We start from the raw sequence: 22771 nt of genomic DNA, 5'->3' as shown, positions 1-22771 counted from the left end.
AGTGTCTGCTCCACACATCCCGTCCAAGGCGGCCGCGGCCGCCGTTCTCCCGGAGCGTGGCCCCGACCCGGTGAAGATCACGCTGTCGGTCAACGGCACCGAGCGGACCCTCGAAGTCGAACCCAGGGTCAGTCTTCTGGACGCGTTGCGTGAACGTCTGGACATGACGGGTGCGAAGAAGGGATGTGACCAGGGGACGTGCGGCGCCTGCACCGTGTGGGTCGACGGACGCCGGGTGCTGTCCTGCCTCACCCTGGCGATCGCCTGCGAGGAGCACGAGGTGACCACCATCGAGGGGCTGGCCGAGGGCGACGAGCTGCATGCCATGCAGAGTGCCTTCATCGAGCAGGACGCGTTCCAGTGCGGTTACTGCACTCCCGGCCAGATCATGTCCGCGGTGGCGCTGCTCAAGGAGGGCCATGCCTCCGACGACGCCGAAATCCGGGAGTGGATGAGCGGCAACATCTGCCGCTGCGCCGCCTACCCCCACATCCGGGCCGCCGTCCGTACGGTCCGCGACCAGACCTGAGGAGACCGTTGTGCGGCCCATCAGTTACTCCCGCGCCACTGCCGTGGCCGACGCGGTCGCCACCGTCGTCGCCGACCCCACCAGCGACTTTCTGGCCGGCGGGACCACCGAGGTCGATCTGCTGCGGCAGAACGTCCTGCTGCCGCGCCGGCTCGTGGACATCAACGACCTGCCCCTCACCCAGATCGAGGACCGGCCCGATGGCGGCCTGTACATCGGTGCGCTGGCCCGTATGAGCGAGGTGGCCGACGCCGCCGGCGTACAGGAGCGCTTTCCGATGGTCGCCCAGGCGCTTGTCCTCGGCGCCTCCGCGCAGCTCCGCCACATGGCCAGCATGGGTGGCAACATGATGCAGCGGGTGCGCTGCGGCTATTTCCGTGACGCGACGTCACCCTGCAACAAGCGTGATCCGGGCAGTGGCTGCAGTGCCCTGGAGGGCTTCAACCGCGGTCATGCGGTCCTCGGCGTCAGCGAGCACTGCATCGCCACCCATCCGTCGGACGTCGCCGTACCCCTGATGGCTCTGGACGCCCGCGTCCATACGGAGGGACCGCACGGCCGGCAGGTCTACCCGATCGACGACTTCTTCCTGCTGCCCGGCGAGACCCCACATCTGGAGCATCCGCTCGAGCACGGTGAGCTGGTGGTGGGCATCGAGGTCCCGGGCCTGCCCATGGCCCGCACCTCGATGTACATGAAGGTCCGCGACCGCGAGTCGTACGAGTTCGCGCTGGCCTCCGTCGCCGCCGCGGTGACCGTGGAGGACGGTGCCATCAGCGACGTACGGCTCGCGCTGGGCGGAGTGGCCACCAAGCCCTGGCGGGCCCGTCGTGCGGAGGAGATGTTGCACGGTGCCCCCGCCGACACCGAGTCCTTCCGACGGGCCGCCCGCGAGGAACTCGCCGCTGCCCGCACCACACCGCTCAACGCCTTCAAGGCCGAGCTGGCCCAGCGGACCATGGTCCGAGTCCTGGAGACCCTCACCCACCCGGAGCGTCAGTCATGACCGCGACGACCCTCGCCATCGGACAGCCCACGGACCGGGTCGACGGCCGTCACAAGGTCACCGGCGGCGCCCACTACTCCGCCGACGTTCTCCTCGTCGGCATGACCTACGCCGTCATGGTCGGTGCGCGAGTGCCGAGCGGCCGGATCACCCACATCGACACCGACGAGGCGATGCAGGCCGGCGGGGTGCTCGCCGTCCTCACTCACGAGAACCTGCCCGGGGCCGCCGCCCAGCCCCCGCTGATTCCCTCGCTCGCCGGTATGCCCGCCCCGGGCCAGACCTTCTTCCCCCTCCAGGACGAGGTCGTGCACTACACGGGACAGCCGGTCGCCCTCGTCGTCGCCGACAGCCTGGAACGCGCCCAGCACGCGGCCGCCCTGATCCGCGTCTCCTACCAGGAGATGCCCGCCGTCACCACGCTCGACCAGGGGCGTGACGACGCGTACGAGCCCGAGGCGATCTTCGCCGGCTTCGTCCCCGGCCGGACCGAGCGCGGCGACGTCGAGGCCGGGCTCGCGGAGGCCGACGTACTCGTCGACGCCACCTACTCCTTCGCCGCCAACAACCACAACCCCATCGAGCCCTCCGCCACCACCGCGGCCTGGGACGGGGACCAGCTCACCCTGTACGACGCCACGCAGGGGGTGACGGCCACTCAGCTGACCGTCGCGGCACTGCTCGGTCTGACCCCCTCGAAGGTGCGCGTCATCTCGCACTACGTCGGCGGCAGCTTCGGCTGCAAGGCCATGATCTGGGCGCATCCCGCCCTGGCCGCGCTCGCCGCCCGCCACGTCGGACGCCCCGTCAAACTCAGCCTCACCCGTGAGCAGATGTTCACCTCGGTCGGCCACCGGGAGGAGCAGGAACAGCGCGTCACGCTGGGCGCGGACAAAAAGGGCCGGCTCCTCGCGCTGCGGCATCACAAACTCTCGCCCACCTCGCACTTTGACGACTGGGCCGAGCCCTCCCTCGGCGTCGCCTCCCAGATCTACGCCTGCCCGAACTACGAGGGCGTCTACCGCCTCATCCGGGCCAACACCATGACGCCCACCTTCATGCGGGCCCCCGGTGAGGCGTCCGGCATGTTCGCGCTCGAAAGCACGATGGACGACCTCGCCCACGAACTGGGCATCGATCCCATCGAACTGCGTCTGCGCAACTACACCGACACCGATCCCACCACCGGCAATCCCTGGTCCAGTACGGGGCTCAGGGTGTGCTACGAACGCGGCGCCGAGCGCTTCGGCTGGCATCGGCGCGACCCCGAGCCCCGGTCCCACCGCGACGGCAACTGGCTCATCGGCTACGGCATGGCCACCGCCGGATATCCCGTCTACGGCCCGAACAACCCGCAACGGGCGCGGGCCCGCCTGTACTCCGACGGCACCGCCGTCGTGCAGGCCGCGACGCCCGACTTCGGCACCGGGGTCGCCACCGTGATGACCCAGGTGGCCGCCGACGCCCTCGGCCTCCCCTTCGAGCGCTGCCGCTTCGAGGGCGGTGACACCACGCTGCCCACCATCGCCGCCGCGGTCGGTTCCTCGGGAGCCGGCATGATCAGCGCGGCCGTCCACACCGCCGCGACGAATCTGCGCGACCAGCTCATCGCCCAGGCCACCGCGGACTCCCAGTCCCCCCTCCACGGCGCCGACCCCGGCACCGTCACCGTACGAGACGGCCGCATGATGCTGCGCGACGCCCCCGAGACCGGGGAGAGCTACGGCGATCTGCTGCACCGCAACTTCCTGCCCGACGTCGAGGCGGCCGGCTCCTGGTCCCCGTCGGCAGAGAGCACCCGTTACGGGATGACGACGTTCGGTGCCCAGTTCGCCGAGGTCGCAGTCGACCCCGATCTCGGGCTCGCCCGCGTCCGCCGTATGGTCGGCGCCTTCGCCCCCGGGCGGGTCCTCAACCCCAAGACGGCCCGCAGCCAGCTGATGGGCGGAATGCTCTGGGGGCTGGGCCAGGCGCTGCTCGAAGCCAACTACATGGACCCCCGCCGCGGCCGGTGGGTCGCCTCCAGCCTGGGCGACTACCTGGTACCGGTCAACGCCGACGCCCCCGAGGTGGACATCGAACTCATCGACGTGGAGGACGCGTTCGTCAATCCTCTCGGGGTCAAGGGCGTCGGAGAGGTCGGCCAGGTCGGCGCCGCCGCGGCCATCGCCAACGCCATCCACCACGCCACCGGGCGCCGCATCCGCAAGCTGCCCATCACCATCGAGGATCTGCTGTGAGATGACGACGCCGGGCAGGGGGGCGGGACCGGTGGGTGCCGGCATTCCGGTGTGCCGGCACCCACCGGTCCGACCGTCACCTGAGGCACGCCTGCCGCAGAAGCCCCCACTTCGACATGTGTCAACATAGATATATGTCGAATGCCGCGCCGAATGCCCTGTCGGATCCCGCGACGGATGCCACGGCATTGCCGCTGATCGGGGCGGAGGCCGAGCCGTGCTGCCCGCCGCTGACCGAGCGCCCGCTCACGGCGGAAGAGGCGGTGCGTACGGCGGCGATGTTCAAGGCCCTGGGCGATCCGGTACGGCTGCGGCTCTTCTCGCTCGTCGCTTCCCATGAGGGCGGCGAGGCCTGCGTATGCGACATCTCCGACGTGGGTGTCTCACAGCCGACGGTCTCCCATCACCTCAAGAAGCTGAAGGACGCGGGGCTGCTCACCTCCGAGCGGCGCGGGACCTGGGTGTACTACCGGGTCGCGCCGACGGTGGTGGCCGCGATGGGGAAGATGCTGGGGCAGCACGCCGTCTGAGCGGCCACCCTCGTACGGCGTGAGCTACTCGCGGCCGTCGCCCCCCACAGCAGACCCGTCCCGGGCCGCGATCGCGGCCACGAACTCGTGAGCGGCCCTGCGCGCCCAGATCATCACCAGCGGCACTTTTCCTCCTCCAGGCCGGCCCTCCTTCAGGACGGTCCGTCGACACCGGAGGCTAGATGAAAATCGTTTTCACGTCCACTCGTGATCCGGTTCTGCTCGTGATCCGGTCCGCCGCCCGAGGCCGAGGTGTGCAGGGGCGCCACGAGCGGTATCCCCGCTGCACACTTCGGCCCCCCTGCACACCTCGGCGACCTCAGCGGAGGTATTCCTCGATCACATCCGCGCCGCGGACCGCTCCGCCGCTCTCCCTGACGACCTTGCGCATCCGGTTGAGGTTGTCACGTACCGCGGTGTCGGAGGCGACTCGGGCAACGGCGGCACGCAACGAATCGGCGGTCACCGTGGCGGCGTCCAGTTGCTCACCGAGCCCCAGTTCCCGCACCCGCCCGGCGTTGGCGGCCTGCTCGGGCATCTGCGGCACGGTGATCAGTCCGACCCCGTAATACAGGGACTCCATCGTGGAGTTCATTCCGGCGTGGGAGACGAAGGCGGCGGCTTTCTGCAGCACGGCCGGCTGCGGAAAGCGCGGTCGGACGTCGATGGTCGGCGGAATCTCGCCCAGCTCGGCGAGGTCCAAATCGCCCACCGTCATGGCCACCTGGTACTGCCCGTCGCCGAAGGCCTCTATGCAGGTGCGGTAGAACTCGGGCCGGTCCGTGAAGACCGTGCCCAGCGAGATGAAGAGCACGGGGGCTTCGGGGTCGGACGGCGACCACGCCTCGTCGTGCTCCCGGCTGCCCAACGAGGGGCCGATGAAATGGAAGCGTTCATCGAAGGTGTCACCCGCGGGCTGGAACTCCCTGGGCAGGAACACCAGGTTCAGCTTCTCGTTCTCGTCCATGACGCTCGCCGGGTCGAGCGCCACGCCGTGTTCGGCGGTGAATTCCGCGCAGCCGGCGACGACCGCGGCCGCCGCGGGATTGTCGACGTCGTGTCCGTCCATGAAGTTGGCGAACAGCGAATAGTGCTCATTCGAGGCGAAGTTCGGAATGCACCGCACCGCGGGAAGACCCAGCTGCTCGGCGACGACCCGGGCCTGCCAGTTCATCGAGTCGTAGCAGATCGCGTCCGGCTTCTCGTCGAGACAGTGCTGGCGCAGCGCCGGGTAGGTCGCGCTCAGTCCCTTGAACATATGGCGCAGAAACATGGCGAGGGATTCGGGCCCGAACTCCGCTGGAGGCGTCATCGGTTCGAGCGACTCCACCTCCACCCAGCGCGCGCCGGCCCTGGTCACCGCGTCGGAGTGCTCCACGCCGGTCGCGTAGTCCACTCGATGCCCTCGTCGTACGAGTTCCTCGACCAGCGGCAGCGTGGGATTGACGTGCCCGTGCCCGGCCAGAGCCACGAATAACAGGTGTTTTGGCATACCTCAGATCCTACCGAGCCGGGATTTCCGTTCCCCGGCGCCCCTGCCGGAAGGCGGGGAAGGAGCCGGCAATGGACACGGGGCCGTGGACGACGACCGCGGATCGGGTCGTCGCCCATCTGCCCTCCCCCACAAAGAGGTTGACGGGTACAGGCCGTCGCCCCACGCCCCTACGGCACCAGGTCCGACGTTCCACGCTGCTGCGGTATCACGACTCCGTCGGTCTGCTGCAATGCCACGGTCCGCGCCGGGGCGGGAATCCTGATGCCCTCATCCCGGTACCGCTGGTGCAGGCGCTTGATGAACTCGTGCTTGATCCGGTACTGGTCGCTGAATTCGCCGACCCCGAGGATCACCGTGAAGCCGATTCGGGAATCCCCGAATGTATGGAAACGGACGGCGGGTTCATGCTCCGGAAGCGCACCGGTGACGTCCTTCATCACGCTTGCGACGACCTCGGTGGTGACCCGTTCGACATGGTCGAGATCGCTGTCGTAGCCGACTCCCACCTGCACCAGGATCGACAGCTGCTGTTCCGGCCGGGTGAAGTTGGTCATATTGGTGCCGGCCAGTTGGGCATTGGGGATGATGACCAGGTTGTTGGAAAGCTGGCGCACAACGGTATTCCGCCAGTTGATGTCGACGACATATCCTTCCTCGCCGCTGCTGAGCCGGATGTAGTCACCCGGCTGCACGGTCTTCGAGGCGAGGACGTGCACCCCAGCGAAGAGGTTGGCGAGGGTGTCCTGCAACGCCAGGGCCACCGCGAGACCACCCACACCCAACGCGGTGAGCAGCGGGGCTATCGAGACGCCCAGGGTTTGCAGCACGACGAGGACGCCCATCGCCAGCACCACTATGCGGGTGATGTTGGCGAAGATGGTGGCCGAACCGGCCACTCCGGATCGGGACTGGGCCAGGGACTTCACCAGACCGGTGATCACCCGGGCCGCGGTGAGCGTGACGACCAGGATGAGCAGCACGGCCAGGGCCCGGTTGACGTTCTGTCCGACCGTCGGCGTCAGCGGGAGCGCCGCGCCGGCCGCCGCCAGGCCGCCGCATATCGCCGCCCAGGGCACCACGGAGCGCAACGCGTCCACAATCACGTCGTCGCCGCTCCACCGTGTTCTGCCGGCGTGTCTGGCGAGCCATCGCATCGTCGCCCGCAGAAACAGGCCGGCCACGATTCCGGCGGCCAGCGCGGCCCCGGCGACGATGAAGTCATGCAGTGTCAGAGCACGGTTCACCGGCCGGCTCCCACTGCCCGGAGAAACAGCTCTGCCGAGCACCGGATGTAACGTTTCGTCACCTTGCCACCTGCTTGTCTCTAGAACTGTGAGTGCGCCGGGACATCCGCGGAAGCCCCGACACAAGCTGCCATCCTGCCGCACCCGGGGCAGCAGGCAGCGGGTGCCCCGGGGCGAACTTCGGCCAGATCATCTTGGAGAGCGAGGCCCACTCTTGAAAGCCCGTCGGCCGGCGGCACATGGCTCTCAGTGGGCCATGTGCTCTCAGTGGGTCAAGTGCTCCACAAGCAGGTCCACGATGGCGGCGTGCCCCGTCCCCTTCTCCCAATACGCCCCACCCGAACCCGACGAGCCGGCACTGAGCACGATCAGCTCGGTGCCGTCGGGCCGAGTACTGCGGGAGACCTCGCAGGTGTCGTCCGGCCCGACCATCGCCTGCTTGCGCAGTTCCGCCGCGACATCCTTGCCGCACCAGGCGCGTGCCAGGTCCAGCGCCGTACGACCCTGAGCGTCGGCGCGGCGGGCGTCGGCGCCGTGGCACAGCAGGCTCCGCACAACGCCGGTCGCTCCGAATTCGGCCGCGGCCATCAGCGGAGTGCGGTCGCGGATGCCGGCATCGGGATCGGCGTCCGCCTCCAACAGGAGCTGGACGGTCTCGTGGTGACCTCCGGTGGCCGCCCACAGCAGAGCGGTGAAGCCGGTGCCGTCGTCTTCCCTGAGATCGGGATTCGCGCCGTGGGAGAGCAGTTCCCGCACCGCCGCGCTGTGGCCCCAGCAGGCCGCGGCGCAGAGCGGCAGCCCTTGGCTCCCGTCGCCCCGGCTCTCCTCATCGGGTGAGGCGCCCGCTTCCAGGAGCAGACGCACGATGTCCGCCGCTCCCGACACCGCGGCCAGATACACCGGGGTCTCGCCGTCGGCACTCGCCGCGGAAGGGGAGGCCCCTGTACGCAGGAGCTTCTCCACCCGGTCCGCTCTCTCTTCGTATATGGCGCCGATGAGCCGCTCAGTCAGCGTTTTGGCCACGCCGGCCCCCCTCTTCTTGTGCACGCCGCCCGGTACTGGGCGATGTCCCCGCTGCCGGCGATGCACGTTGCATGTGTCTCGCTGCGCGCATCGCTCTGTGTATGAATCTCTCTGCACCCGCACGAATCTCTATGAATCTCTTCAGTCTGACAGCGCTCTGGCGCCCGTCTGTCAGACCGAAGGACCACCCGCATGCGACTCAGGGTGTACGGGACGATCTTGTTGGCGGCGGACCAGCAGTGCCCTAGACCCTCAGCCGCGGCGGCTGACGTCGGGCGGCTGCGGGCGCACCATGGAGATGCGGGCGCACCACGGCACGGAGTGGCGACAACTACAGGGAGCGGCAACGGCAACACAGGAGTGGCACATGAGACTCTCCTTCCTCGAACCCCTCTACAAGGAGTCCGGCCCGTTCGCCTCGGTCTATCTGGACACCTCGCGTGACAGCGCCATCGCGGATCCTGACACCGCCATCGCGGTGCGCTGGCGGCGGCTGCGGGAGACCTTGGTGGCCGAAGGCGCCGACCCGGATTCGATAGGCGCTGTCGCCGGCACCGTGGGCAGTGACGCGGATGTGCCCGGCATGCACGGGCAAGCCCTGTTCACCGCGCACGGGGAGCTCGCCCTGCAAGGCGAACTGCCCAGCCCTCCGGCGCACGACACGGCCCACTTCGGGTCGCTCCCGGACACCATGCCGCTCGTGGCCCAGCACGCGCCCGAGATCCCCTACCAGGCCGTGCGGGTCCACTACTCTGGACGGCACTCCACCGATGCGCCCCGCACCGTACGCTTCGACTCCGAGGCGGGGACCTGGCCACTGACCAAGGTGACGCCCGGAGAGCGGGTTCACGAGAAGGTCCCCGTGGCCGCATGGCCGCGCGCGGCCGAGCAGCTCGCCAAACAGCTGGAGACCCAGGCTCGGCGGCTCGGTACCGAAATACTGGTGCTCGCGGGAGAAACCTGGGCACGGGGCATCCTGGCCCGCCGCCTCCCCGGGTACCTGCGCGCCCGGCTCACCACCGCCGAGCGAGGCGCCGCCACCGAACGAGGCGCCGAACCACCGCCGGGGCGCGCACTCCTGGAGGAACAACTCGACCACCTGCTCAGCGGGCGGATGGCCGCCCACGACCGCGCGCTCCTCGGGGCGTTCCTCTCGCAGCGGGCACATGACGGAGCAATTGCCGAAGGCCTGGCGGCCACCGTCTCGGCTCTGCAGCGAGGCCAGGTCAGAGCGCTCTTCCTCAACAACCATCCCGAGTCGCCGGTGCGCCTGTGGGTGGGCCCGGAGCCCAGTCAACTCGCCGTCACAGAGGACGAGTTGCGGTCCTACGGCGTGCGAACCGTCCGCCGGGAGCGCGCTGACGCGGCACTGACCCGGGCGCTGGTGGGGACGGGGGCGGAACTGATCCTCGTCCCCGAGGATCAGTTGCGGCTTCACGAGGGCGTGGGAGTACTTCTTCGGTACACCGATCCCACACCACAGCCCTGACCGTCCCCACCCGCAACAGAGCCACCCCAGCTCGCCGTCCGTATCGACGCAATCACCCACCGCACGGACCGGCTGCGGCAGGACAGCAACGACCCACGCGCACGGCTCCTCGCAGGGGTGTGACGCGAGGGGAGGGGGTGGATGTGACCTGGGTCATTGGTGCACAGGGCGGGGCGTGCACACCATGGCGACGAATGCCCACCAACGGGGCGGTCCCACCGAGGACCCGCCCGTAACGGAGAGCACCCCATGAGCCCCGCCATGAGTCAGCATGCACACGTCCATGTGAACCACGGGGTGGCCATCTCGGACGCCGGTGAACTGCTCGAACAGTTCACCTGCCGATGCGGAGCCACCTGGACGAAGACCTACCAGGTCATCGCCCCCGAGTGGGACTGAGGGCCGGGCCCACGGGCCAGGCCCGGAGCCTCACCTTGTGCCTGCCCGAATGCACTCCGTCACGCGGGGGCGCACTCGCCGGCCATTCCCTCACCGAGGTCTGACAGGCGGTGCCGCTGCGACGGGCCGCCTCCCTCGTTCGTCAGCGTGGCACGGAGGGTGTCCATACACGGTGCGCAGTAGCGATCGGTCGCGGTGTCCTCATCGGCGGACGGTCGCAGACTGGTGGTGAGCCGGCGTCCGCACAATGTAGTTCCGACGCTGTCGCTCTCCGTCATGCTGCCGCTCTTCGTCATGACGTGCCACGTCAGCCCGGTGGTTCCGGTTGTCGCGGCGCCGGCGCGCATCTCGTACATGGCGGTCTCCTTGCTCGGGCACCCTTGGGACGCGGGCGGGGGCTGCCGGACTGCTCGTCCGGCAAATCCGGTTCGCTTGGTTCATTCGGCCCCACCCGCTCATCCATGCGACCATCGCGCCACCCGGCCGGACCAGTCGGACTGAGCCGCTTGAGTGACGCCTGAGGCCCCGACCAGCGCTCTCGCGGCGCCGGTCATCTGCGCGGCCCGTCCGTGCCCCAGAGCGTCTGCGGTTCCGCCGTCGGGGCGGCGAGATCACGCTGCGTGTGCGGCTGGACGGCCGGGGCCGCAGAACGCCTGTGTTCCGCCGCCATCCCGCCTTCGCCACAGGCCGCCCCGCCAAGCCCCGCACGGTCTTCTCAGGATCCCCTCACGGCCCCGACGCTGCCACGCGGAGACGTCCGGGACGTCCGGGCCGAGCGCGGCGGGGCGCTCCGCTCCCACCTCAGAAGGGAACATCCAGCCCGGCTTCTCGCAGTCGATGCAGTGCCCTGCCCATGCACTGGGCAACTGAGGCCCCATCAGCTCTCAGCCCGCCGGCCAACGGTCCACCACCGGCGGCGAACGTCCAAGCCGGCCGGCCTTCCCGCATGCGCTCCGCATCGACCCGGATCATGGCCCCTACGCCCTGCTCGCCGAGCCATTCCAGGATGAGCAACGTCACGTCCTCGACGCCGCTGTCGGGGTCCAGCTTGGGCCACCGCCGTCGTGCCTCTGTCACGGGCCACCACCCTACGCAGAGCCCCGTCGGCCCCACCCGCCTACCCATCCACCCCAACTAACGTACACACATGTACGGATGTTACGTTGAGTCGACGATGCCGCAACTCGGGCTCGCCCTAAGGCAGTTAGGAGATGCAGGTGCGAACTGGAACCAGCCGTCGCCTCCACCGAGACGGGTCGAACGGGGCCGATCGCCTACCGATCGGTCGCCAAGAGCACGACATTCCCCAGGCGATCCGCGCTCTCAGCCCCATGACCGACCCCGACTACATCGACCTCTTCACACTCACCACGCAGGACGCCTCACACAGGTCACCGGAGCAGTGGGCCCGTGCGGCGTTCGACGACGTCGCGGGCCTACGAGGCCAACTGACCTGGCGGGTACTTCTTGGCCTGCGTTTGAAGGGGCGGGGATCATCAGCGGATCACGTGGCCGGATGGCAGATCATCGACCGCGGTGACAGAACGATCGTGCTCAAGGCCCACTCCTGGATGCTGACGGGCGGTCTCGCCGTCCGGGTCGACGACGGGCAGGTGTCGTTGGCCACGTTCGTCCGCTACGACCGCCCGATAGCGACACGCGTGTGGTCACTGCTGTCCGCGGTACACCGCCGAGCGGTTCCCGGCCTGCTGCGCGACGCGTACAGGATTCAGCGGCGGCCAACGCCGCGCCGTTGATTCCCCGTTCGACGCTGGAAGTCGGCGAGTTCCTTGCAGGGGTTCGCCGCCACAAGAGCCGCGCCCCAGGGAGTACGGCAGCCGCCCGGCCGACAACCCGCGGCCGGGCAGCTGCGCAGGGTCACGACGCGAGCACCCCCTCCAGGTAGTCGAAAAGCCGGGCGGTGTCCGCCAGGCCGCCCAGGACGATGACTTTCAACCGGGCTCCCTCCTCGTCGTAGGCCGTCTCGATCCGCAGGGGCGGCCCGTCACCCGGGCCGCGGTTGGCGGCCGAGGTCATCAGGAGGGTGGTCAGGCGGTTGGCCGTCTCGGCGCCGATCGCGTCGATTTCCACAATGCTCGACACCTCGGTATGCCGCTGCCGCCCGGCCTTCTCGCTCGGCGGCTCGGGCACCGTACGACCGGTGAGCGATTCCAGATCCCGGTGCGCGATCCGGTACTGCTTGCCGATGCGGACCGCGGCCAGGCGCCCGTCCCGTACGTAATTGCGGATGGTGCGGGGATGCAGACCCAGCAGTCCGGCGACCTGTTCCACGGAGTAGAAACGATCGTTCACGAAAGCACCCTAACTTCCCCGCGGAAGGCAGCAACAGGGAAGTTGGGGGGAAATGGGGAACGGTGGAAAGTGAGGAACGGTTGAGCTGACGAGCCATCACATGCCGTTCCTTCACCCCCGGTTCGTCGAGCCGGGTGCGTCAGATGCCGTTCACGACCGCCACCGTGAACGGCGTCTGCGGCACTCCGGGCCCCATGGGCCCGCCCTTGTCGAACTGGGACCGCACGACGAGGGTGCGCCCGTGACTGCGGACCAGAGTGGTGGGGATCTGCAACGCCTTGTCGGTGACCTTGCGCTCCACACGCGCGGACGCGCCATCGTCGAAGAGGCGCCAGCGGCTGATCGTGTTGGTGACGTTGTGGGCGACCCACAAGGTGTCGCCGCGCAGTTCGAGGCCGTCGCCGTGCCGGACGTCCCCGCCGTGCAGCGCGACCCGGCGCACCGCCCCCGAGCCCAGGTCGACGCGGTAGAGGGTGCCGGCGGTCATGTCGGCGGTCAGCAGATAGCGGCCCGAGCGGTCGGCCACGATGCCGTTCAGCGTGGCGGCGTCGGCCGGGTGCGGGCCGATCGGGCCGGTCAGGTCGTACGCGGTGGTCAGCTCGGCCCGTCGGCCGTGCGCCGCGGCCCACGCCAACTGCCGCGGCGTGACCCGGTAGAGGACGGACCGGTAGCTGTCCGTCAGATACGCCGTTCCGTCCGGAGTGATCGCCAGGTCGTTCACAAAGGACTTGGCCGATCCCGTCACATCGAACCGCGCGATCAGCGCGCGACTGCGCAGGTCGTACACGGCGACGCCGGCCGTCGAATCGGTGACCCAGAGGCGCCCGGAGCGGTCGACCTTCAGGCCGTTCGCGGTGGTGCGTCCGTCGGTGCCGGCCGGCAGGAACACCTCGGCGGTGCGCCGGCCGGGCGTCGCCTTGTAGACGGCGCCGGTCGTGTACGAGCCGATGTAGAGGTCTCCGCTCACGGGGTCGGCGGCGATGCCCTCGGGATAGACGCGGTCGCCCGGCAGGTCGTACGCGGGTGAGACCCGGGCGCGGCCCTCGTGCTGGGCGGCGGCGCGCGCGGCGGCCGGATGCGAGGCGGCTGCGTCCGCCTGCGCGGTGACGACGAAGGGGATGGCGGAGGCGGCGGTCAGGGCCACGGCGGCCGCGGTCAGAGCGCGACGCCGGTGCCGGATCGTGCGGGACATGGTGGATGCCTCTCGGTGAAATGAAGAACCACGACAAACGAGCAGAAAGGGCGAGTAGGGAGAACGAGTAGGGAGAACCGGCTAGAAGAACGAGCACGAAGGTAGATTAGAACTCTAATGTTCGTCAAGGTTCACATCTCCATGCGAGTGCTTACGCATGGGCAAGGGTCTTCCTCCCCATACGGCCGTTACGATGCGGGGATGACGTCCATGCCCGTGTCCGAGCGCCTCGGCGCCTCCATCAAGCTCGCCGAACGGGCGCTCAACGGCGCCAAGCACGCGGCGCTCAAGCCGGCCGGTCTGACGGTTCCGCAGTACGCCGCGCTGCTCTATCTCGCCGAGAAGCCCGGCATCTCCGCGGCGGCGCTGGCGCGGGCCTGCGGGGTGACGCCGCCGACGATGAACACGGTGCTGAAGAATCTCCAGGAGCACGGCCTCATCGAGCGCACCCCGCACGAGTGGCACAAGAACGTCCTGGAGACCCGGCTGACCGAACAGGGCCAGGCCGTCATGGACGACGCGGACGCCCGTGCCGTGCGCGTCGAGCGCGCGCTGTCCGACGAGTTCACGGACGAGGAGCGGGCCACGCTGGTCGCTCTGCTCGGCCGGTGCGCCACCCTGCTGGATTCCGTACGGCCGGACTGATGGATGCGTGGCGGGAGGGCGCTTTCCGGCGGCGCCGCCCGCCCTGTGCGAGCATGAGCGGGACATGATCGAGACAGTGAAGTGTGCCTCCAGGACCCGCTCGGGACGAGGCGTCCGAGCCGCGGTGCTCCTGGCAGCCCTGACACTGCTGAGCGCGTGCGGGAACTCCGCGGGGGACGGCAGCCATCCCTGTACCTTGATCGGCTCGCTCGAGGGCATCGGGGTGAAGGTCGCCCCGAAACTCGCGAACAGGGTCGCCGACGCCACCCTGACCGTCTGTTGGGACGGCACGTGCCAAAAGCGCGTCCTGCGGCTTCGGGAGGAGTCACCGGAGGCACCTCGGAGCCCGGGGGACCCCGTCATGACCACGGGAACCCCGACCGCACCGCGCACTCCGGCGACGGAGACGCCGCGCACCCCCCAGCCCGTCGGCCCCCCCGGGTTCGCTGTCGTGCACGACCTCCCGCAGAAGCCCGTACGCGTCACCCTCGTCTTCAAGGACCGGCAGGGCGCCACCGTCCTCGACCGGCACATCACCCTCACGCCGAAGCCGACCTACCCCAACGGCCGCGACTGCCCGCCCGGTGACCCCCAGGCCAACCTGACCGTCGCGGAGGACGGCTCGCTGACCGCGCGCTGACGAGGGGGGACGGCGACGGCCCCGGCCTCGCCCAGCCCCTCACCCCGGCGGGTCACTCCCGGCAGTTCCCTCAGCGGTGGCCTGTTTCGCGAGGCTCCCCCAAAGCCGACGGACTCCCCCACAAAGGTGAAATCGCCGCCGGGTCCTGCTGCCCTGTCACCCTGCCGGGTCAGGCGAAAGCGCTGTTCAGCGAGTTGACAAGCCGTCACGAGGTGCGCACCGCTGTGGGCTGCTGCGGACTTCTCCCCCTCGTGCCGGGCCTGGATTTCTTGGAGCATTGCGCTGTCGGCACCACTGTGCAGCCGTGATTCCGGGCCACGCAGGGCTCCGTCGTCGAGGACGCGTCCGCACGCGGGAGGAGTGGCGGAGCCTTCGGAGCCGCCGGCTTTCCCGCTCCGCCGACTCCCGGCACCACGTGAGGAACGCGTATGAGCGCTGCCAACGCCCCTGGCCGGTACCAGCCGATCGCCATTGTGGGAGCCGCTTGCCGATTGCCCGGTGACATCAGCGATGTGGACGGGCTGTGGCAGGCGCTGGAAGAGGGCCGGGACCTGGTCGGTGAAGCGCCCGCCGAGCGGTTCGACGCCACCCGGTTCATCGATACGAGCATGCCGCGCGCCGGCAAGAGCTACACCGCCGCGGGCGGTTTCCTGTCCGATGTCGCCTCTTTCGATGCCGAGTACTTCGGCATCACGCCCAGGGAGGCGGCGCAGATGGACCCCCAGCATCGGCTGCTGCTGGAGCTGGCGGCGGAGGCGCTGGACGACGCCGCGATCGCCCCGCGAGCGGTGGCGGGTTCGGACACCGCCGTCTACGTCGGGATCTGCGACGCCTCTTACGGCGCCCTGCAGTTGATGAAGTCGCGCTCGGTGAACGCCTACACCATGGCGGGTGCGGCGTCCTCGCTGGCGGCGAATCGTCTCTCGCACTGTCTGGATCTGCGCGGCCCCAGTATGGCGATCGACACGGCCTGCTCGTCCTCGCTGGTGGCGCTGGACCGCGCGTGCCGCACGCTGTCGGACGGCACCAGTCGCACGGCGCTGGCCGCGGGCGCGAACGTGCTGCTCAGCCCCTATCACTATGTGGGGTTCTCGCAGGCGTCCATGCTCTCGAAGCGGGGCAGGTGCGCGGCCTTCTCGGCCGAGGCGGACGGTTTCGTACGGGCCGAGGGCGGCGGACTGGTCGTGCTCAAGAGGCTGGCGGACGCGCGGGCCGACGGCGACCGGGTGCACGGGGTGATCCTCGGCAGCGGCTCCAACAGCGACGGCCGCACCGCGGGGGTCTCCCTGCCGAACCCCGAGGCGCAGGAGGCCCTGTTGCGGGAGGTGTACGAGCAAGCGGGTGTCCTCCCGGACGAGTTGGTGTATCTGGAGGCGCACGGCACCGGCACCCTGGTCGGGGACCCGGCCGAGTGCCGTGCCATCGGCCGCGCGCTGGCGACCCGTCGGCGGTCGGGGGCTTTGCCGATCGGGTCGGTGAAGTCGAACCTGGGGCACCTGGAACCCGCGTCCGGCATCGCCGGACTCCTCAAGGCGCTTCTGGTGCTGCACCACGGCACCGCTCCGGCCTCACTGCACACCCGGCCGGCCAACCCCGACATCGATTTCGCCGGACTGAACCTGGCACCGGTGGAGCACGCCCTGCCCCTGCCGGAGGTGTCGCGTCCTGTGGTGGGCGTCAATTCCTTCGGCTTCGGTGGTGCCAACGCACACGTCATCGTCGGTGCCGAACCGGTGGCCTTGGACGTGCCGGCGACGGCGGAACAGGCCGCGGCCCGTCCGGTACTGGTTTCGGCGCGTACCCCGCAGGCGCTCCGGGAGGCGGTGGCCCGTATGGCCGAACGGCTCGCGCGGACCGAGCCGGAGCGGTTCTACGACCTCGCCTACACCGCGACCCTGCGTCGCGGCACTCACCGGCACCGGGCGGTGGTGATCGCGGACGGGCCGGGAGAGGCGGCCGACCGGCTGACCGCGATATTCCCGGCCGACGAAGCCGAGGAGCCGCACGGGGAGAGCGGCGGAGCGGTCGGAGAGGCGACGGAGCACGGCCGGGTCGCGTTCGTCTTCTCCGGCAATGGCTCGCAGTGGGCGGGCATGGGCGCCGGTCTCCTGGACGGTGACGGGCCGTTCCCCGCCGCCCTCGCGGAGGTGGACGCGGCGCTGCTGCCGTATCTGGGCTGGTCGGTGGCGGAGAAGCTGGGCACGGTCACGGACGCCGAGTTGGCGGCGACCGAGATCGCCCAGCCGCTGCTGTTCGCCGTCCAGGTCGCGGTGGCGGCCGTGTTGCGTGCGCGCGGCGTCATCCCGTCCGCCGTGCTCGGGCACAGTGTGGGCGAGGTGGCCGCCGCCCATGTGGCCGGGGCACTGAGCCTTCGGCAGGCGGCGCGGGTCATCGCGGAGCGCTCCCGGGCCCAGGCGGGGACCGCCGGGTGCGGACGGATGGCGGCCCTCGCGCTGCCGCCGGAAAAGGCCGCCGAAGTGCTCGCCGGCCACCCGGAGTTGACGGTGGCGGCGGTCAACTCGGACCGGGACGTGACCGTCTCGGGGCCCGAGTCCGCGCTGTTGCGCCTGGCCGCCGAGATGAGCGCCCAGGACACCGTGTGCACGGTGCTGGACCTGGACTACGCCTTCCACAGCGCCGCCATGGACTCCCTGCGGGAGCCGCTGCTGCGGGCCTTGGACGGCTTGGCGCCCGCGCCGGCCCGCGTGCCGCTGTACTCCACGGTGACCGGGCGGCGGATCGACGGCACCGAGCTGGACGCCGCCTACTGGTGGCGGAACGTGCGCGAGCCCGTACGGTTCGGGCCGGCGGTCGAAGCCGCCATGGAGGACGAGGTGGACGTCTTCGTGGAGCTGGGGCCGCATCCGGTCCTGCGGCCCTATCTGCGCCGGGCCGCCGGTCGGCGCCGCACCGGGGCCTCGGCCGTCGTACCCACACTGCGTCGCACTACGGACGGCCGCGAAGCACTGCACAGGGCGGTCGAGGCGATCATGGCCGCCGGCGCCGACATCGACTGGACGGGGTACTTCCCCCGTCCGGGCCGGGTGGTGGACCTCCCCGCCTACCCCTGGCAGCGCGAGCGCCACTGGAACGGCGCCCCGCACGACTGGGTGCGCACCAGCGGCAGCGGCCGGGTGGAGCACCCCCTGCTGGGAGAGCGGATGCCAGGACCGCACCCGGTGTGGCACGGCGCCGTCGAACCGGCGCTGGTGCCCTGGATGGCCGACCACCGGCTGGCGGGCTCCGTCGTGGTACCCGCCGCCGCCTACCTGGAGATGGTCCTGGCCGCGGGCGAACGGGCGCTGGGGACGGCGGTGTCGGTGGACCGCATGGAGATCGCCAGCCCGCTGACCCTCCCCTGGGCCGATGCCTCCAGCGTCCACACCCAGCTCGCGCTGAATCCGGATGACGGAGTGGTGACCATCACCAGCACCGAAGAGGACGCGGGCGATCCGCGGCCGCATGTGCGTGCCCGCGTCCGTCAGCGCGTCGGCAGCGCCCCCGGCGCCCTGGACCCGGCCGGCCCCCGGGCCCGCTGCACCCACCTCATCGCGGCCGCCGACCAGTACGCGGCGCTGGCGGAGCGAGGGCTGGGATACGGACCCGCGTTCCAGGTCCTGACCGAGCTGCGGGTGGGGTCGGGCGAGGTGCTGGCCGCCTACCGGCAGACCGCCCCGGAGCAGCGGTACACGGCGGATCCCCTGCTGATCGACGGTGCGCTGCAGGCCGGTGCCCCGTTGATGCAGGGGCGTACGGCCGACGGTGACGTCTACCTCCCGTCGGCGTTCGAGGCCGTTCAGGTCTGGCGTCCCCTGGCCACCGAGGGCTTTGTGCACGTACGCGAGCGGTCCGCCACCCCGGCCGAAGTGTGCTGGGACATCACCGTCACCGACGAGGACGGCACGGTCGCCGTCGAGATGACGGGCTGCCGTCTGCGCCGCCTCGCCAGCCCCGTGCACACACCGGTGACCCGGCATCACACCGTGCTCCGCGCCGCCCCGCACGGCGACGCCACGGGCGCGCCGAGCCCGCTGCCCGCGTCCGAGGTGATCGCCGCCGCCTGCGAGGAACGGATCGCGGAACTGCTCCGGTGCTGGCGGCCGTTGCGCTACCCCGAGGCGATGGGCCAGACCCAGAGGTACTTCGCCACGCGCGTCGCGGAAGCCGTGGCGGACCTCCTCCCCGACCCCTCCGAATCCTTCACGCCGGCGGACCTGACCGCGGCAGGCGTGCTGGAGAAGCACCTCCCCATGCTGGAGCTGGAGCTGCCGGTCCTGGAGCAGCACGATTTCGTCAGGCGTACGGCAGCCGGCCGCTGGGCCCTGACGTCCACCGAACGTCCCTCTTCGGACGAGCTCAACACGGGGGTGTCGGAGTTTCCGGCCTCCGTCAACGAGGCGGCGCTGGCGGTACGCAACGGCGCGCAGATCATGCCGCTGCTCCGCGGGGAATGCGACCCGCTGGAGGCGTTGACCGGCGAGGGGGCGGGGTACGCGCTGGAGCTGTTCTACGACACCGCGCCGTTCTGCCGCTTCCAAAACCGCATCGCGCAGACGCTGGTCGGCGAAATGGTGCGGCGCTGGCCGGCCGACCGACCGCTGCGCGTCCTCGAAGTCGGCGCCGGCACCGGCGGCCTGGCCGGCGCCCTGCTCCCCGTTCTGCCGGCCGACCGCACCACGTACCTGTACACGGATGTCTCCGCGTTCTTCCTCCCGCGCGCCCAACAGCGCTTCGCGCGTTACGACTTCGTGCGGTACCGCACCTTCGATCTCGACGTGGATCCGGGAGAGCAGGACCTGGCCGAGGGCGGCTTCGACCTCGTGGTGGCCGCCAACGCCCTGCACACCTGCAAGGACCTCACCGCCACCCTGGAGCGGATCGCCACCCTCCTGGCCCCCGGTGGCCGTCTTCTGAGCATCGAGAACCACAACCCCGTGGCGTTGATCCCCTGGTTCGGGGCCGTGGACGGACTCTGGCACCACCACACCGACCGTGCGCTGCGCCCGCACTCCGCCCTGCTGCCCCGGGAGGAGTGGCCGCCGCTGCTGGAGCGGTGCGGCTTCGCCGACATCGTCCAGACCGGGGACGACCGCGCGGCGGAGCTCGTCGCCGCCTCCGTCGTGCTGGCCACCGCTTCCGCGAGGCCTGGTGCGTTGCCGCCCGCCCTTCCCCTCGGTCCGGAGAGCGCGGTGTTCGTCATCGTCGGGGAAGGGCCCTCCGAGCAGCCGCTCGCCGACTCCACGGCGGAGCTGCTCGCCGCCGGCGGGCGGCATCCGGTGCGCCTCGTCCAGGCCCACGAGGACGTACGGGAATGGCAACCCGGCATCGGCGAGACGGCCGAGGAGCTCCACCTGGTGCTGATCCTCGCCGACCGCGCGCCCTCCGACGTCGCCGAACTCACCGGGCACACCGCCGAACGGGCAAGTCTGCTGCGCAGCTTGGCAGAGGCCGATGCGGAGGCCGATGCGGGCGGCCGCCCGCAGGGCCGCACATCGCTGTGGCTGGTGACCCGCCCGAGCGGTGCCCTCCCCGCTCCCGAGCGTGCCCAAAGCCCCGCCGACGCCGCGGCCTGGGGCATCGCCCGCACACTGGACAACGAGTATCCGCACCTGGCCGTGCGGCGGATCAGCCTCGACCGGTCCGGTGCCACGGGCACCGACGCACACCGGCTGGCCGGCGAACTGCTCGCGCCGTCGGACGAGGACGAGATCCTGCTCACCCGCGAGGGACGCTTCGTCCCCCGCGAGATGCCGCTGCCCGCCACGCCCGCCCGCGCTTCGGACCGCTACGCCCTGGACGTCCACAGCCCCGGCCTCTCCTACGCCCTCGGCTGGAAGGCGGCCGCTCCCCGGGAGCCGGGCGCCGGGGAGGTGACGGTGGCCGTGCGGGCCGCCGCGCTGAACTACCGGGACGTCATGTCCGTGACCGGACTGCTGCCATCGGAATGCAGCGAAGGGACCCCGTACACGGCGCCCGGCATGGAGTGCGCGGGCATCGTCACCGCCGTGGGGCCCGGGGTCGGCACACCGGCCGTCGGCGACCGGGTCTTCGGGCTCGCGCCCATGGCACTCGCCTCGCACGCGATCACCCCGGCCCAGGGGTTGCTGCCCGTTCCCGAGGGCATGAGCTTCGCGGCCGCGGCGACCCTGCCGGTGGCCTTCTGCACCGTGCACTACGGCCTGGAGAACCTGGCGCGGCTCCGGGCGGGAGAGACCGTCCTGGTCCACGGCGGTGCCGGCGGTGTCGGGCTGGCCGTACTCCAATTCGCCCGGATGCGGGGTGCGCACGTCGTCGCCACCGCGGGCAACGAGACCAAACGCGATCTTCTGCGCTTCCTCGGCGCCGAGCAGGTACTGGACTCCCGCCGCCTGGACTTCGCCGCCCAGGTCACGCCGCTCACCGGCGGGCACGGCGTCGACGTCGTCGTCAACTCCCTCGCCGGCGAAGCCATCGACCGCAGCCTCGAACTGCTGCGGCCCGGCGGCCGGTTCATCGAACTCGGCAAGCGCGACATCTACGAGAACAAGCCGCTCTCCCTCGGCCCGTTCCGCAACAACCTCGCCTTCTTCGGCGTCGACCTGCTGTCCCTGATGCACCGGCCCGACGAGGCGCTCGCCCTGGTCGAGGAGGTCGGCGAGCGAGTGCGCAGCGGTACGTACCGGCCGCTGCCGCACACGGTGTACCCGGCGGACCGGGTGCGCGAGGCGTTCGAGCTGATGCAGCACTCCCGCCACATCGGCAAGGTCGTCGTCGCCTTCGACCCCCTCGACGAGCCCGTCACCGTCACAGCGGACCCCGCCCGCCCCGCTTTGGATCCGGACGGCACCTACCTCGTCACCGGCGGGCTCAGCGGCTTCGGTGCCGCCACCGCGCAGTGGCTGGCCGACCGCGGAGCCCGCCACCTCGCGCTCGTCGGCCGGCGTGGGGCGGCCGCCCCCGAGGCCGCCTCCCTTCTCGACGCGCTGACCCGCCGCGGCGTCCATGTGACCGCGCATGCGGCCGACTGCACGGACATGGCGCGCATGCGCGCCCTGCTCGACGGCATCGACGCCGGAGGGCATCCGCTGCGCGGCGTGGTGCACTGCGCCATGCACCTGGACGACGCGCCCCTGAGCGAGCTGTCCGCAGAGCGCTTCGCCGCCGTGCTGGCCCCCAAGGCGGGTGGCGCACTGGTGCTGGACCGGCTCACCCGCGACCGGCGGCTCGACCTGTTCCTGCTGATCTCCTCGGACGCCGCGTACATCGGCAACCTGCACCAGGCCCCGTACATCGCGGGCAATCTCTTCGTCGAGGCCCTGGTGCGGCAGCGGCGCGCGGCCGGACTGCCGGCCCAGGCCATCGCCTGGGGAGCGCTCGGCGAAACCGGCTATGTCGTCCGCAACGACCTGACGGCCCAGCTTTCCGCCGTCGGCCTGGAACCCCTCGGTCTGCGCGACGCGTTCGCCGCCGTCGACGATCTGCTCACCCGCGACGCCCCGGTTGCCGGAGTCGGCCGCTACCACTGGGGCCGGGCCCGTGGCCTGCTGCCCAGTCTCAACGCCCCGCGCCACAGCCTGCTGCTGCCTTCGCGCAGCGAGACCGGCGGCCGGTCCCGCGAAGAGATCCTCGCGGCACTGGCAGCCCTGCCGCCGGAAGAGGCCCGCGCCGCGGTACAGGACGCCATCACACAGCTGCTGGCGAAGGTCATGCAGATGGACCCGGACGCCCTCGATCCGCACCGCAGGTTGGACGAGTACGGGATCGACTCCCTCATGGCCGCCGAACTCCTGATGTCCCTGCGCCACCACTTCGACATCGACATCCCGCCGATGGAGCTGCTGCGCAGCGGCCGCACCATCGACGGCCTCACCACCCTGCTGCACCTGCGCCTCGGCCTGAACAACGACCAACCGCCGGCCGTCGCGGAGCCCGCAGCCGAGGGCGCGGCCGAGCCCGCATCCGAGGGCGCAGCCGTGGCCGTCGCCCTGCCCGCCCAGCAGTCCGCCACTCCCCCCGCAGCTCCCGCGCCGCAACCCCAGCCCTGAAG

General features: G+C 70.6%; 17 protein-coding genes. 10 read left to right on the top strand and 7 right to left on the bottom strand.

What is annotated here, in order from left to right:
* The first annotated feature begins 1 nt into the window (after position 1).
* The 4 genes from FCH28_RS29725 (at position 2) to FCH28_RS29710 (ending at position 4305) form a co-directional block, all read left to right on the top strand.
* Positions 2-529 carry a (2Fe-2S)-binding protein gene (locus FCH28_RS29725; protein WP_136743282.1) on the top strand — a complete coding sequence of 176 codons (528 nt, stop codon included), beginning with the start codon at positions 2-4 and terminating at the stop codon, positions 527-529.
* A gap of 10 nt (positions 530-539) precedes the next feature.
* Positions 540-1535, top strand: a complete 996-nt coding sequence (locus FCH28_RS29720) for an FAD binding domain-containing protein (protein WP_136743281.1) — start codon at positions 540-542, stop codon at positions 1533-1535.
* Positions 1532-3775 (top strand): xanthine dehydrogenase family protein molybdopterin-binding subunit, encoded by a 2244-nt coding sequence (locus FCH28_RS29715; RefSeq protein WP_136743280.1) that lies wholly within the window; start codon positions 1532-1534, stop codon positions 3773-3775. Before FCH28_RS29720 ends, FCH28_RS29715 begins: the two co-directional genes overlap by 4 nt.
* Positions 3776-3909: 134 nt before the next feature.
* The gene (locus FCH28_RS29710; RefSeq protein ID WP_246103347.1) at positions 3910-4305 is read left to right on the top strand and encodes an ArsR/SmtB family transcription factor; all 396 of its coding nucleotides are present in this window, start codon (positions 3910-3912) and stop codon (positions 4303-4305) included.
* Positions 4306-4624: 319 nt separating this feature from the next.
* On the opposite strand, the gene FCH28_RS29705 is transcribed toward FCH28_RS29710, so the two are convergent.
* The 3 genes from FCH28_RS29705 to FCH28_RS29695 form a co-directional block, all read right to left on the bottom strand.
* The gene (locus FCH28_RS29705) at positions 4625-5797 is read right to left on the bottom strand and encodes a macrolide family glycosyltransferase (protein ID WP_136743279.1); all 1173 of its coding nucleotides are present in this window, start codon (positions 5795-5797) and stop codon (positions 4625-4627) included.
* Positions 5798-5967: 170 nt separating this feature from the next.
* On the bottom strand, positions 5968-7044 hold the full coding sequence (locus tag FCH28_RS29700) for a mechanosensitive ion channel family protein (protein ID WP_136743278.1): 1077 nt from the start codon (positions 7042-7044) through the stop codon (positions 5968-5970).
* A 264-nt stretch (positions 7045-7308) separates the two neighbouring features.
* Positions 7309-8067: an ankyrin repeat domain-containing protein gene (locus FCH28_RS29695; RefSeq protein ID WP_169314280.1), complete on the bottom strand. Its 759-nt coding sequence runs from the start codon at positions 8065-8067 to the stop codon at positions 7309-7311.
* 367 nt (positions 8068-8434) lie between these two features.
* Here FCH28_RS29695 and FCH28_RS29690 point away from each other — a divergent pair, with 367 nt between their 5' ends.
* The gene (locus FCH28_RS29690; protein WP_136743276.1) at positions 8435-9556 is read left to right on the top strand and encodes a baeRF2 domain-containing protein; all 1122 of its coding nucleotides are present in this window, start codon (positions 8435-8437) and stop codon (positions 9554-9556) included.
* A gap of 261 nt (positions 9557-9817) precedes the next feature.
* The gene (locus tag FCH28_RS38330) at positions 9818-9955 is read left to right on the top strand and encodes a hypothetical protein (protein WP_169314279.1); all 138 of its coding nucleotides are present in this window, start codon (positions 9818-9820) and stop codon (positions 9953-9955) included.
* A 59-nt stretch (positions 9956-10014) separates the two neighbouring features.
* Here FCH28_RS38330 and FCH28_RS29685 read toward each other — a convergent pair whose 3' ends face one another.
* Together FCH28_RS29685 and FCH28_RS38325 are read right to left on the bottom strand one after the other, a co-directional pair.
* Positions 10015-10311: a hypothetical protein gene (locus FCH28_RS29685; protein ID WP_136743275.1), complete on the bottom strand. Its 297-nt coding sequence runs from the start codon at positions 10309-10311 to the stop codon at positions 10015-10017.
* A 445-nt stretch (positions 10312-10756) separates the two neighbouring features.
* Positions 10757-11032, bottom strand: a complete 276-nt coding sequence (locus tag FCH28_RS38325) for a hypothetical protein (RefSeq protein WP_169314276.1) — start codon at positions 11030-11032, stop codon at positions 10757-10759.
* A 254-nt stretch (positions 11033-11286) separates the two neighbouring features.
* On the opposite strand from FCH28_RS38325, the gene FCH28_RS29675 reads away from it, so the two are divergent.
* Positions 11287-11712 carry a hypothetical protein gene (locus FCH28_RS29675; protein WP_187363957.1) on the top strand — a complete coding sequence of 142 codons (426 nt, stop codon included), beginning with the start codon at positions 11287-11289 and terminating at the stop codon, positions 11710-11712.
* A 121-nt stretch (positions 11713-11833) separates the two neighbouring features.
* Here FCH28_RS29675 and FCH28_RS29670 read toward each other — a convergent pair whose 3' ends face one another.
* Positions 11834-12268 carry a helix-turn-helix domain-containing protein gene (locus FCH28_RS29670; protein WP_136743273.1) on the bottom strand — a complete coding sequence of 145 codons (435 nt, stop codon included), beginning with the start codon at positions 12266-12268 and terminating at the stop codon, positions 11834-11836.
* Between the two features lie 139 nt (positions 12269-12407).
* Positions 12408-13460 carry an SMP-30/gluconolactonase/LRE family protein gene (locus FCH28_RS29665; RefSeq protein ID WP_136743272.1) on the bottom strand — a complete coding sequence of 351 codons (1053 nt, stop codon included), beginning with the start codon at positions 13458-13460 and terminating at the stop codon, positions 12408-12410.
* 201 nt (positions 13461-13661) lie between these two features.
* On the opposite strand from FCH28_RS29665, the gene FCH28_RS29660 reads away from it, so the two are divergent.
* The 3 genes from FCH28_RS29660 (at position 13662) to FCH28_RS29650 (ending at position 22769) form a co-directional block, all read left to right on the top strand.
* The gene (locus FCH28_RS29660) at positions 13662-14105 is read left to right on the top strand and encodes a MarR family winged helix-turn-helix transcriptional regulator (protein WP_222852459.1); all 444 of its coding nucleotides are present in this window, start codon (positions 13662-13664) and stop codon (positions 14103-14105) included.
* 361 nt (positions 14106-14466) lie between these two features.
* Positions 14467-14745 (top strand): hypothetical protein, encoded by a 279-nt coding sequence (locus FCH28_RS29655; RefSeq protein ID WP_136743271.1) that lies wholly within the window; start codon positions 14467-14469, stop codon positions 14743-14745.
* A gap of 428 nt (positions 14746-15173) precedes the next feature.
* Positions 15174-22769, top strand: coding sequence for a type I polyketide synthase (locus tag FCH28_RS29650; protein WP_136743270.1), 7596 nt, complete (start codon positions 15174-15176; stop codon positions 22767-22769).
* Positions 22770-22771 lie beyond the last annotated feature (2 nt).

The organism is Streptomyces piniterrae, assembly GCF_005048155.1.
Lineage (GTDB): Bacteria > Actinomycetota > Actinomycetes > Streptomycetales > Streptomycetaceae > Streptomyces > Streptomyces piniterrae.
The sequence above is the reverse complement of the archived record's forward strand: the minus strand, read 5'-3'. Positions and strand labels throughout refer to the sequence as shown.